The 12124-nt window shown below is 64.2% G+C and carries 14 protein-coding genes; 5 read left to right on the top strand and 9 right to left on the bottom strand.

Annotation, left to right across the window (positions count from 1 at the left end; genetic code table 11):
* Positions 1-36: 36 nt before the first annotated feature.
* On the top strand, positions 37-375 hold the full coding sequence (locus GTP55_RS02250; protein WP_161043344.1) for a hypothetical protein: 339 nt from the start codon (positions 37-39) through the stop codon (positions 373-375).
* On the opposite strand, the gene GTP55_RS02245 is transcribed toward GTP55_RS02250, so the two are convergent.
* Positions 376-1440, bottom strand: a complete 1065-nt coding sequence (locus tag GTP55_RS02245) for an MBL fold metallo-hydrolase (protein WP_161043343.1) — start codon at positions 1438-1440, stop codon at positions 376-378.
* Between the two features lie 86 nt (positions 1441-1526).
* On the opposite strand from GTP55_RS02245, the gene GTP55_RS02240 reads away from it, so the two are divergent.
* Positions 1527-2132, top strand: coding sequence for a TetR/AcrR family transcriptional regulator (locus GTP55_RS02240; protein WP_161043342.1), 606 nt, complete (start codon positions 1527-1529; stop codon positions 2130-2132).
* A gap of 3 nt (positions 2133-2135) precedes the next feature.
* Here GTP55_RS02240 and GTP55_RS02235 read toward each other — a convergent pair whose 3' ends face one another.
* Positions 2136-3227 (bottom strand): WD40/YVTN/BNR-like repeat-containing protein, encoded by a 1092-nt coding sequence (locus tag GTP55_RS02235; protein ID WP_161043341.1) that lies wholly within the window; start codon positions 3225-3227, stop codon positions 2136-2138.
* A gap of 2 nt (positions 3228-3229) precedes the next feature.
* Positions 3230-3499 carry a MoaD/ThiS family protein gene (locus tag GTP55_RS02230; protein ID WP_161043340.1) on the bottom strand — a complete coding sequence of 90 codons (270 nt, stop codon included), beginning with the start codon at positions 3497-3499 and terminating at the stop codon, positions 3230-3232.
* A 61-nt stretch (positions 3500-3560) separates the two neighbouring features.
* On the opposite strand from GTP55_RS02230, the gene GTP55_RS02225 reads away from it, so the two are divergent.
* Positions 3561-3872 carry a hypothetical protein gene (locus GTP55_RS02225; protein WP_161043414.1) on the top strand — a complete coding sequence of 104 codons (312 nt, stop codon included), beginning with the start codon at positions 3561-3563 and terminating at the stop codon, positions 3870-3872.
* Positions 3873-3980: 108 nt separating this feature from the next.
* On the opposite strand, the gene GTP55_RS02220 is transcribed toward GTP55_RS02225, so the two are convergent.
* Positions 3981-4517: a carboxymuconolactone decarboxylase family protein gene (locus GTP55_RS02220; RefSeq protein WP_161043339.1), complete on the bottom strand. Its 537-nt coding sequence runs from the start codon at positions 4515-4517 to the stop codon at positions 3981-3983.
* 112 nt (positions 4518-4629) lie between these two features.
* Here GTP55_RS02220 and GTP55_RS02215 point away from each other — a divergent pair, with 112 nt between their 5' ends.
* Positions 4630-5523, top strand: a complete 894-nt coding sequence (locus tag GTP55_RS02215; protein ID WP_161043338.1) for an AraC family transcriptional regulator — start codon at positions 4630-4632, stop codon at positions 5521-5523.
* On the opposite strand, the gene GTP55_RS02210 is transcribed toward GTP55_RS02215, so the two are convergent.
* The 5 genes from GTP55_RS02210 to GTP55_RS02190 form a co-directional block, all read right to left on the bottom strand.
* Positions 5468-5779, bottom strand: coding sequence for a 2Fe-2S iron-sulfur cluster-binding protein (locus GTP55_RS02210; RefSeq protein WP_161043337.1), 312 nt, complete (start codon positions 5777-5779; stop codon positions 5468-5470). The genes GTP55_RS02215 and GTP55_RS02210 overlap by 56 nt on opposite strands.
* Positions 5780-5808: 29 nt before the next feature.
* Positions 5809-7476 (bottom strand): methyl-accepting chemotaxis protein, encoded by a 1668-nt coding sequence (locus GTP55_RS02205; protein ID WP_161043336.1) that lies wholly within the window; start codon positions 7474-7476, stop codon positions 5809-5811.
* 171 nt (positions 7477-7647) lie between these two features.
* Positions 7648-8574, bottom strand: a complete 927-nt coding sequence (locus GTP55_RS02200) for an ABC transporter permease (protein WP_161043335.1) — start codon at positions 8572-8574, stop codon at positions 7648-7650.
* Positions 8571-9647 (bottom strand): ABC transporter permease, encoded by a 1077-nt coding sequence (locus GTP55_RS02195; protein WP_229257697.1) that lies wholly within the window; start codon positions 9645-9647, stop codon positions 8571-8573. The genes GTP55_RS02200 and GTP55_RS02195 overlap by 4 nt, the downstream gene beginning before the upstream one ends.
* Entirely contained in the window at positions 9634-11175 is a 1542-nt protein-coding gene (locus GTP55_RS02190; protein ID WP_161043334.1) for an ABC transporter ATP-binding protein, read from the bottom strand. The genes GTP55_RS02195 and GTP55_RS02190 overlap by 14 nt, the downstream gene beginning before the upstream one ends.
* 219 nt (positions 11176-11394) lie before the next feature.
* Between GTP55_RS02190 and GTP55_RS02185 the strand changes: the two genes are divergently transcribed.
* Complete coding sequence (locus GTP55_RS02185; protein ID WP_161043333.1) at positions 11395-12081, top strand: GntR family transcriptional regulator; 687 nt, start codon at positions 11395-11397, stop codon at positions 12079-12081.
* The last annotated feature ends 43 nt before the right edge of the window (positions 12082-12124 follow it).

Here is a 12124-nt window from a genome sequence, read left to right as displayed (position 1 = left end):
GAAACGTGTCCGTCTTGTGCATAAGCGAAAACAAACGTGGCTTCACTGTCCTCCATCAACGCGCTGCAAGCATCGGTTGTCCAGGCTGAAAGGCAAGTACAGCGTGATCAGGTGCGTGTGAGCGAGGACGCCGACCGGCTGGACGCCAGCCGCGATCAACTCAACAAGGACAAGCAGACGCTGTCCGACAATCAACGCGACAGCAACCAGGCCGCGCAAGCAACGCAAAAGCCGCTGCGCACGGTGAATCTCACCAGCGCCATCGAAAACCCGCCGCGCGCCGAGCAGCAACTGCCGGCGGATCTGGTGGCGCCCAAGCCTCAGGTCAATACGCTCGGGCAGACCATCGGCAAGTTCGTCAACGTTACCGCCTGATCAGGCGCGCGCCGCCTCGAGCGCGGCTTCCTGCTGCGCCAGCGGTTCCCACCATTTGGTTTCCGCCTGCGGCTGCAAGATATCCAGCGCCAGACCGATTTCCGGCGTGGCGATCGGCAAGCGGCGCTCTTCGGCCAGTTGGGTGATGCGGTCGAACGGATCGTGCCAGGCATGCAGCGACAGATCGAAGGTGCCGTTATGAATCGGCAGCAGCACCTTGCCCTGCAAATCGATGTGCGCCTGCAAGGATTCCTCGGGTTGCATATGCACGTCCGGCCATTGCGGATCGTAGGCGCCGGTTTCCACCATGGTCAGGTCGAATGGGCCGTAACGACGGCCGATTTCCTTAAAACCGTCGAAATAGCCGCTATCGCCACTGAAAAAGATCCGGACATCGCGGTCTTCAATCACAAACGACGCCCACAGCGTCTTGTTGCGGTCGCCCATGCCGCGGCCGGAGAAATGCTGCGCCGGGGTCGCCACCAGTTTCAGGCCGGCTACATAGGTACTCTGCCACCAGCTCAGCTGCTGCACCTTCTTGGCTGGGATGCCCCACGAGATCAAACGGTCGCCCACGCCCAGCGTGGTGATGAAATGCTCGGTCTTGCCGGCCAGCTTTTTCACCGCCGCATAGTCCAGATGGTCGTAGTGGTCATGCGACAGGATCACGCCCTTGATCGGCGGCAGGTCGTCGATGCTGATCGGCGGCTGGTGGAAACGCTGCGGCCCGGCCCACTGCACCGGCGATGCGCGCTCGGAAAACACCGGGTCGGTCAACCAGAAGTTGCCATTGAGCTTGAGCAGCACCGTCGAGTGACCGAGACGGAACAGGCTGCGATCCGGAGCAGCCAATAATTGCTGCTGCGTGATCGCGTGAACGGGAATCGGGAGTGTGGGCACCGTGTCTTTCGGCTTGTCGAAAGCAAAGCGCAGCATGATGCCCAGCGTCTTGAAGAAGCCCATCTTGTGCATCTTGACCGGATTGCGGAAACGGCCGTTACGCGCACGCGGCGCACTCGGCACGGACAGGTTGTCCAGGCTATCTACGGCAGATGGAAACGTCATGATGGCACTCCTGCGAATTAAAATGTACACTACACAGTGTAGTTCCGATTTTTTGAAAAGTAAACTAGCCGGTGTAAAATAAAGCCATGAACGCGCCCCTCAAACTTACCGACCGCAAACGCCAGGCGATTGTCGATGCCGCCATCGCCCAGTTCCGTTCGACCGGCTTCGAATCCACCAGCATGGACAAGATCGCCGCCTCGGCCGGGGTTTCCAAGCGCACCGTTTACAACCACTTCCCCAGTAAAGACGAACTGTTCGCGCAAATATTGCATGAGTTGTGGACCAGTATCGCGTCGATGCCGCCGCCGCCCTACGACCCGGCAAAACCGCTGCGCACGCAATTGCTGGATTTGCTGAGCAAGAAGATGGCGGGCCTGCAAGACGGCTATTTCCTCGACCTGGCGCGGGTGGCCATCGCCGAAGCCATTCACTCGCCCGAGCGGGCGCAGGAAATGGTGGCGCGGCTGAGCGTGAAGGAAGAAGCCGTCACCACCTGGCTGCGCGCCGCGCAGGCCGACGGCAAGCTGACCCGCGCCGATCCGGTGCTGGCCTCGCAAATGTTGCAGGGGAATTTGAAAACCTTCGCCTTCTGGCCGCAAGTGACGCTTAACCAGCCGCCATTGGACGAGAAAACGCAACGCCAGGTGGTCGAAACCACCGTCGAGATGTTCCTGGCTTATGCAGGTTAAAGACTAGGCGAACGCCACCGAGTAAATCGGCGGCAGATGGGTAGAAATCGTCTGCCACTGCCCGCCACCATCTTCCGACACCCAGGCGCCGCCGGTAGTCGAGCCCATCAGCAGAATCTGGCCGTCGTCGCTGACCGCCAGCCCATGCCGGTACACCAGGTCATAGCAATGCTCATGCGGCAAGCCGCCGCGCCAGGCGGTAAAGTGCCGGCCGCCATCCATGGTGCGCGTGACCGCCAGCGAACCGTGCGGCGGAATCCGCTTGCTGTCCGCCTCGGCCGGCACAAACCACGCCGTCTCGCCATCGCGCGGATGCACGGCGGTGACGAAACCGAAATTCGACACCGGCGCCGCCGGCTTTACCTCGGTCCACAGCGCGCCATTGTCGACGCTGCGCCAGATGCCGTTGTGATGCTGGCACCACAGCTTGTCCGGCTCGCCCGCACAGCGCACGATGCAGTGCGGGTCCTGGATCGCCTGCACCTCCTGCAACTCGGGCGGCATATAGCTGGCTACCATGCCCCTGGCGCGCAGCGACCAGCTGGCGCCGCCATCCTCGGTCAGCCAGGCGCCGCCGCAGGACACCCCCACCAGCACCGACTGGCTGTCACGCGGATCGACGCAGATGCTGTGGATGCCCGGCACATCGTAGCCGCCGCCCATCCACTGCGCGCGCTCCGGCACGTTCCACAGGCCATCCACCAGTTGCCAGCTGTCGCCCCGATCCTGCGAGCGAAACAGGCCGCCCGGCAAGGTACCGGCCCACAGAACGCCCGGCTGGTCCGGCCCGCCCGCCGCCAGCGACCAGATCATGCGCACTTTCCACTCCACCGGATCGCTGCTGCCGGCCGGCTTTTCGGGAAAGGCCGGCGCCGCCACCTCGACCCAGTCGGCGCCGCCGGCGTCGCGCCGGTGCAGCTTGGCGCCGAAGTGGCCGAGGTTGAGCGCCGCGTACAGCGTGCCGTCGCGCCGGTCCGGCAGCACCATCGACACCGGGTCGCCGAGGAAATGCTGCTGGTCCAGCCGCCACGCCTCATGCGTGCGGTAGGCTTCAAACAGACCCTTGCGGGTGGCGAAGTAGGCACGGTCGGACATGGTCAGCCTCCTGACAAAGCTTGCAGAATATAGACTTGGGATTGGGGCGCCAGCGCATCATCCAGCCGGCGCGGATCGCGCGCGCGCCGGCCGTCGATGAAGATCGCCACGTTCTCGCGCAGGTGTCCCTGCTCGTCGAGCACGTAGCCGCGCAGCCGCGGGTGGTCGGCAAAGCACGCGTCCAGGGCGCCGCGCAGATCGGCCGCCTGGGTCTCCACCTGCGGCACGGTCATGAAGCGCCCTAACTGTTGTGTGAAGATGAGATGCGCCATGCGCACTGATTCTATGCCGATTGGCGCTAAAATGAAATTGCCTCAACCAACGGAGTCCTGCATGTCGATTACGCCGCAAGAACTGGAACTGCTGATGCAGGAAGTGGAGAAGGAAGATCCGATCGACTTCGCCGACCTGCCCTTTGAAGAACACGATCTGCGCGGACTGATCTCCAACCATCTGTGCGAGATGGCCGATGCGATGGAAAGCTTCAGCGACGAAGACAAACACCTGACGCTGCTGGCCGTGGCGGCCAAGCTGGTGCTGGAAAACATGGTGCTGAATATCCAGCTGCTGAGACGGCACGGCGTGCCGCTCAGCGAGACCACGGAGGCGCTCCTGCAGCGCCTCCGCAAACCCGGCGAAGATTAAGCCACGCCCGTCGTTGCGGCGGAGGCCGGAACCCATGGAACGCGTGCTTTGCGTAAGCGCATGCGGTCTATGGATTCCGGCCTGCGCCGGAATGACTACGCAGGACAATTAAGCGGCGCGCGGGAAGTCGATGTCAGTCACGTTGACCCGGTTGAACAGGTTGGTGAACGTAATCGACGTGATCGCCAGCAGCGTATCGACGATCTGCGTGTCGCTGTAGCCGGCTGCCTTGACCGCCGCCACCACCTCGGCCGGCACGTCGCCGCTGGTGGTCACCACGCTGTGCACAAAGGTAGCCAGCGCGTTCAGGCGCGCGTCGCCGCTGTCCTGGCCGTAACGCACGGCCTTGATGGCGTCAGCGCTCAGGCCGGCCTTGCCGCCCATCAGCGTGTGCGCGGCCAGGCAGTAGTCACACTGGGCATCCTGGCTGACGGCCAGCTTGACCACTTCGATTTCCTTCGCGCTCAGGCTGCCTTTGCGCAGCGCGCCATCCAGGTTTAACGCGGCTTCCAGCGCTACCGGGCTGTTGCTGCCGACAGCTGCATAGGCATTCGGCACCTTGCCGATCGCGCCCTTGATGGCGGTGAACAGTTGCGCAGCTTGGCCGGTGGCTTCCGAGACGGGTTGGGTGAACAGGCGGGACATGATGTGTTTCCTTTCAAAGTCGGTTGGTATGAGAAACAGTTTAGGCCGTTCGTCTGCGATGCTGAATACCTCAAATGCTCTATAATTTGCTCTATCGTCTCAGCACTTACTTATGGACCCTCTCAGCCACCTGCTCTCCCTGTACCCCGTGCGCACCGCGCTCGACGTGCGCTGCCGCTTTGGCGCGCCATGGGTACTGGACCACGAAGGCACGCCACGCGGCGTTGCTCCCTACCACCTGATCGTGCGCGGCGAAGCGCAGGCCGAAGGCCAGACGCTGCAAACCGGCGACATCATCGTCTTCCCGCATGGCCGCGCCCACCGGCTGCACATCGGCGATCCGCAGCACGCGTCGGCCCCGCACAGCGCGCCCGGCGTGCTGCGTTCCCTGGCCAACGACGGTGACGGCCCGCAGACCGACATCCTGTGCGGCGAATTCCGCTTCGATGCCCACGGCAGCGCCGGTCTATTGGCGGCCTTGCCGGAGGTGCTGGTGGTGCACACCGCCGGCCGCCCGGACGCGCAAAGCCTGCGTCACCTGCTGCGCATGCTGCAAGAAGAGGCGGAAACGCCGCGCGGCGGCTCGGCAGCCATCATCCGTCAGCTGGCCTCGGCCCTGTTCGCTCTGCTGATCCGCACCTGGCTGGAGCAGGCGCTGGCGGTGCCCGGCCTGTTCGGCGTACTGGCCGAGCGCCGCTTGCAAGCCGCCCTCAACGGCATGCTGACCGCGCCGGAAAAGCCGTGGACGCTGGAACAGCTGGCCGACACCAGCCACATGTCGCGCGCCACCTTCGCCCGTCTGTTCAAGCAGGCCGCCAACGCCACGCCGGCCGACGTGCTGGCGCAACTGCGTATGGCGCGCGCCGCCCGCCTGCTGGATGATGGCCAGCCGGCCGGCGTGGTCGGTGAAGCAGTGGGATATCAGTCGGAGGCGGCGTTCAACCGCGCCTTCAAGCGTCAGTACGGGGTAGGACCGGGAGCTTACCGGCGGCGGGCGCCAGAATGACCAGGTCGGTCTCGGCGATGGCCACGCAGGGCAGGATGTAGCCCTCGCGTTTTTCGTCCGGGCTCAGGCCCGGCCAGTCGATCTTGTAGCGCACCTTGCCGCTGGTGGCCTGGCAGATGCAGGTGCGGCAGGTGCCGTTACGGCACGAGCTGGGCAGGCGGATGCCGGCGCGGTCGGCCGCCTGCAGCAACGTATCCGGTGCCGCCGCCTCAAAGGTCCATCCCTGCCCTGCCAGCGTCACCTTCATGCCTGCCATCCATGTTGCCCATTAAAGGCAACATGATATCAAGCGGGCAGCCGCAACTGGGGCTTGCTGTTGACCTGCGGCCGCGACGGCTGTCCGCCCACCGGCCGGGCGCCGCGCGCGCCGCCCGGCAACTGCTGCAGCTTGAACACCGCCATCGCCTGCGACACGCAGCGCGCCTGCTGCGCCAGGTTGCCGGCGGCAGCGGCGGCCTGCTCCACCAGCGCCGCGTTCTGCTGCGTGATGTCGTCGATCTTGATCACCGCCTCGTTGACCTGGCCGATGCCCGAACTCTGTTCACGCGTGGAGTTGGAAATCTCGCCCATCACCTGCGACACGCGGCACACCGACTCGATCACCTGGTTCATGGTGACGCCGGCGTTGTTGGTCAGCGTGGTGCCGGCCTGCACCTTCTGGATCGACGTATCGATCAGTTCCTTGATCTCCTTGGCCGCCGTGGCCGAACGCTGCGCCAGCCCGCGCACCTCGCTGGCCACCACCGCAAAGCCGCGTCCCTGCTCGCCGGCGCGCGCCGCCTCCACCGCCGCATTCAGGGCCAGGATATTGGTCTGGAACGCGATGCCGTCGATCAGGCCGATGATGTCGAGGATCTTGTTGGACGAGGCGCTGATGTCGCCCATGGTCGTCACCACCTGCGAAACGATGCTGCCGCCCTGTGTCGCCACTTCGCGCGCGCGCTCGGCCAGTTCGTTGGCGCTGGCGACATTGGTGGCGCTCTGCTGAACAGTGGCGGTCAGCTGCTCCATGCTGGACGCCGTCTGCTGCAGGCTGGACGCCTGCGATTCGGTGCGGCCCGACAAATCCATATTGCCATCGGCAATCTCGTCGGTGGCCAGCGAGATCTGGTCAAAGTTGGCGCGTACGTCGCCGATGATGCTGTGCAGGTTGATATTGGTCTGGCGCAGCGCCGCCAGCAGCTGCCCCACTTCATCGTCGCGCTGGATGTCGATGGTGGCGGTCAGGTCGCCGCCGGCCATCATGCGCGCCGCCTTGGTGGCTTGCCGCAGCGGCAGCGCCACGTTGACATACAGGTTGCGGCCGAACGCCAGCATGCCAAGCATGGCGACGATGGCGGCGCCGCCCAGCCAGCCATGCGCCTTGGCGGCGGTGGCGTCGTCCATCACCAGCAGCATCAGCGCCAGCACGCCCAGCACGCCGACCAGCAGCGCGGTGGCGGCGCCGATCTGCGCCGACAGCGACGTCGTGGTCAACGCCTTGAGCTGCGCCAGCACCCCGGTCGATACCGCGCGGCCCTTGACGATGCGCAGCTTGCGTGGATTGCCATTCTTGATTTCGCGGTACGCCGCATCGGTCTCGCGCACCTGCTCGCGCGACGGCTTGGTGCGCACCGACAGATAGCCGACCGGCTTGCCGTTCTCGATCACCGGGGTGACGTTGGCCAGCACCCAGTAGAAGTCGCCGTTCTTGCAGCGGTTCTTCACCAGCCCGGTCCACGGCATGCCATCCTTGATGGTGGCCCACAGGTCGGCGAAGGCTTCGACCGGCATGTCCGGATGACGCACGATGTTTTGCGGCGCGCCCATCAACTCCTCTTCCGTGAAGCCGCTGACTTCAATGAAGTACGGATTGGCGTAATTGATATTGCCCTGCAAATCGGTACTGGAGACGATGGTCTTGCCATCGTCCATGACGTATTCGTTGGACGTAACCGGGCTGTTTACTCGCATGACGGTTCCTTTACTTGCTTTTATGGGATCAGTATCAGTAGAGGCGAACCGGGGGCTGGGGAGCGCCACAGGCACGCAATGGGCCTGTGTACACAGAATAGTGGTTTCTGGCGCGACGAAAGTCACCAATTGTCGCAATGCGATTTTTTGTGCAACGATACAACAGGCAATCTAGTCAGGTTTGAAATTCTGCCCCAGAGACATTGGCTTATTCAGCAAGATTGTCTGCGGATTGCGGCAGATAATCACTAGCACCACGATAGTGGCGAGGTATGGCAGCATCGACAGGAACTCCGACGGAATCGCCAGCCCCATGCCCTGCCCGTGGAACTGCAGCATGGTCACGCCGCCGAACAGATACGCGCCGACCAGCACGCCGCGCGGCTTCCACGTCGCGAACACCACCTGCGCCAGCGCGATCCAGCCCCGCCCTGCCGTCATGCCCTCGACCCACATCGGCGTTAGCGCCAGCGACAGGTAGGCGCCGCCCAGTCCCGCCAGCGCGCCGCCAAACAGCACGGTGCCATAACGCAGGCCGATCACCGGAAAGCCGATTGCGTGCGCGCTGTGCGGCGACTCGCCCACCGCGCGGATGATCAGGCCCAGCCGCGTGCGCGCCAGCATCCAGCCGATCGCCACCACCAGCGCCACCGACGCATACACCATCGCATCAAAGCGGAACAGCAGCGGCCCGACAAACGGCAGTTCGGACAGCAGCGGAAAATGCAGGTGCGGCATCGGCGCCACCGTCTGGCCGACGAAACCCTGGCCGATGAAGGCCGATGCGCCGATGCCGAACAAGGTTAGCGCCAGGCCGGTGGCTACCTGGTTGGTTTGCAGCGTCAGCACCAGGAAGCCGAAGATCAGCGACATCAACATGCCCGCCGCCGCCGCCGCCAGCAAGCCGGCGGCCATGCTGCCGGTGCCCAGCGTGACGCCGAAGCCGACCACCGCGCCGATCAGCATCATGCCCTCCATGCCCAGATTGAGCACGCCGGAACGCTCCGTCACCAGCTCGCCCATCGACGCCACCACCAGCGGCGTGGCCGCGCCGGCGGTGCTGGCGAGGAAAGCGATCAACAATTCAGTGGTCATCATGCCGGCACTCCCGCCACACGCTTGTGCGGCTTGATACGATAGTGAATGAACAGGTCCGCCGCCAGCAGATAAAACAGCAGCAGTCCCTGGAAGATGCCGGTGATGGCGGACGGCGTCTGCAACTCGATCTGCGCCGTCTCGCCGCCGATGTACAGCAGCGACATCAGCACCGCCGACAGCACCACGCCGAGCGGATGCAAGCGCCCCACATACGCGACGATGATCGCGGCGAAGCCATAGCCCGGCGACACCGACGGCTGCAGCTGCCCCAGCGGCCCCGCCACTTCACCCACGCCGGCGATGCCGGCCAGCGCGCCGCTGACCATAAACGCCAGCCACACATTGCGCGGCTCGCTGAAGCCGGCGTACAGCGCCGCCGCCGGCGCCATGCCGCTGACCTGCATGCGGTAGCCGGCAAACGTGTGCTTGCAGAAGAACCACGCCGCCCCCGCCGCCAGCAGCGACAGGATGAAAGCCGCGTTGACGCGCAAGCCTTCCACCAGCAGCGGCAAGGTAGCCGACTCGCTGAACATCTTCGACTGCGGGAAGTTGAAGCCGGCCGGATCGCGCATCGGCCCGTGCACCAGATAGCTGAGCAAGTGATACGCCACGTAGACCAGCATCAGGCTGACGAGAATCTCGCTGGTGTTGAAGCGCGTACGCAGCAGCGCCGGAATCGCCGCCCACAGCATGCCGCCCAGCGCGCCGGCCAGCAGCATCAGCGGCAGCACCCACCACGCCTGCACCTCGTCGAAATACAGCGCCACCGCACCGGCGCAAATCGCGCCGATGGTCAGCTGGCCGTCGGCGCCGATGTTGTTGACGTTGGCGCGGAAGCCGATCGCCAGGCCCACGCCACACAGGATCAGCGGCGTCGCCTTCAGCAGCAGTTCGCCCACGCTGTACAACGTGGTACACGGCTTGACGAAGTAAACGTAGAACGCATGCAGCGGCGCCTGGCCGATAAAGAAGAACAGCAGCGAGCCGGTAAACAGCATCGCCACCGCCGCAATCAACGGTGAGGCGAGCATCATGCGGCGTGAAGGTTCGGGACGTCGTTCAAGCCGGGACATGCTCTGCTCCTTGGTAATCGAAATCGCCGCTCATCCACACGCCGATCTGGTTGATGCTAGTGGCTTCCGCCGGCACCGCGCGCGACAGCCGGCCATCGGCCAGCACGGCGATGCGGTCGCTCATCATGAACAATTCGTCCAGCTCCTCGGACAGCACCAGTACCGCCACGCCCTGGTCGCGCATGTCGATGATGGCCTGGCGTATCAGCATGGCGGCGCCGATGTCCACGCCCCACGTGGGCTGCGCAAACACCATCACCTTCGGCGCCAGCATGATCTCGCGGCCGACGATGAACTTTTGCAGGTTGCCGCCGGACAGACTGGCCGCCGCCGACTGCGCGCCGCCGCACTTGACCTTGAAACGCTCGATCACCTGCTGCGCAAACGCGCGCACCGCACCGCGCTGTATCAGGCCACGCTTGACCATGCCGGTGGTGGCGGCCGGCACGTAGCCGGTCAGCAGCGCGTTATCAGCCAGCGACAATTCCGGCGCGGCGCCGCGTCCCAGCCGCTCCTCCGGCACTAAGCCAAGACCCAGCTGGCGGCGCTGTGCCGCATCCAGCAGGCCTACGTCACGCGTGACAAGGCGCAGCGTCCCTTCGCGCACGCCCAGTGTGCGTTCGCCGGAAATCACTTTCAATAGCTGCTGCTGGCCGTTGCCGGAAATGCCGGCGATGCCGACGATCTCGCCGCTGCGCAGCGACAGGTTGATGTCCTTCAGCCGCGTGCCGAATGGATCGCTGCTCTCTACATTCAGATGCTCCAGCGACAGCCGGATCTCGCCCGGCTCGCGCGGCTGGTGTACGCACACCGGCAGTTCGCGGCCGATCATCAGCTCGGCCAGCGACTTCGCGCTTTCCTGCTTCGGCAGCGCGGTGCCGGAAACGCGTCCCGCGCGCAGCACCGTGGCCTTGTCGCACAGCGTCTGGATCTCATCGAGCTTGTGACTGATATACAGGATGCTGACGCCTTCCGCCGCCAGCCGCCGCAGCGACTCGAACAGCTTGAGCACCGCATCCGGCGTCAACACCGACGTCGGCTCGTCCATGATCAGCAGCTTGGGCGACTGCAGCAGGCAGCGCACAATCTCCACCCGCTGCCGCTCGCCGACCGACATGCTGTGCACCCGCCGTTGTGGATCGAGCGGCAAGCCGTATTGTTCGGAGACCTGCTTGATGCGCGGCGCCAGCGCGGCCGGCGACACCTTGTCGTCCAGCGCCAGCGCAATGTTCTCGGCCACCGTCAGCGTCTCGAACAGCGCAAAGTGCTGGAACACCATGCCGATGCCCAGCTTGCGCGCGTCGTGCGGCGAATGGATATGCACCTGGCGGCCTTCCCACATGATCTGACCGTCGTCCGGCTTGACCACGCCGTAGATGATCTTCATTAGCGTGCTTTTGCCGGCGCCGTTCTCGCCCAGCACAGCATGGATCTCGCCCGGCATCACAGTCAGGTTCACATCGGCGTTGGCCACCACCGAGGGATAGATCTTGGAGATGCCCAGCATCTGCAAGCGCGGTTCAGTCATCGGCGCCTTCCTTCATCGTATACAAATCGGATGCCGGAACAGACGCAATTAGCATGCCACGCCCACCCCAAGGGCAATGCGCTGTTTTGGCGGCGTCCTGCACCAAAGAGGGATGCAATGCATCCCAAAAGCGTGCACAGGATGTATCCAGCTTTGTATACGAGTTAGCACGCTTCCTGCTTTATAGCGGACAGTATCAACCAGATATGGAGTCTTTCAATGCCTACCAAGCGCGGTACCACCGCCATCGATATGCGCATATACAAGGCGGTGGTCAACGCCGTCATGAGCCACCGCCTGCCGCCCGGCACCCACCTCGGCGAGGCGGATTTCTGCGAGCTGTATAACGTCAGCCGCACCATCGTGCGCAAGGCGCTGCAACGGCTGGCGCACGATCACATTATCGAGCTGCGGCCCAATCGCGGCGCAGTCATCGCCTCCCCCACGCCGCAGGAAGCGCGCGAGATTTTCGCCGCGCGGCGCGCGCTGGAGCGCGAGATCGTGCCACTGGTAATACAGAACGCCACGCCCGAATCGCTGAAGCAAATCCGCGCCGCCATTGCGGCGGAAGACGCCGCGCGCCGCAGCGGCGACCGCGCCGGCTGGATACGACTGGGCGGCGAGTTCCATCTGCTGCTGGCGGAGCTGGCCGGCAACCATGTGCTGCGACGCTTCATGGCGGAGCTGGTATCGCGCTGCTCGCTGATCATCGCGCTGTATGAAACACCCGGCAGCGCCATGTGCGAGAACGATGAACACGAGGATCTGGCCACGCTGATCGAGAAGGGCAAGGTGAAAGAAGCCACCCATCTGATCGAGCATCATCTGCTGGAGATTGAGGCGCGCCTGCGTCTCGCTGAGCAGGACAAGAAAGTGAATCTGGCGGAAGCGCTGTCTGGTTTTTAAAAGTTAGCCTTGCATTGGCCCACTTATTGCTAAAGAAGTAGAC

The sequence above is a fragment of the Duganella margarita genome (genome assembly GCF_009857535.1).
Classification (GTDB): Bacteria; Pseudomonadota; Gammaproteobacteria; order Burkholderiales; family Burkholderiaceae_D; genus Rugamonas; species Rugamonas margarita.
The sequence above is the reverse complement of the archived record's forward strand: the minus strand, read 5'-3'. Positions and strand labels throughout refer to the sequence as shown.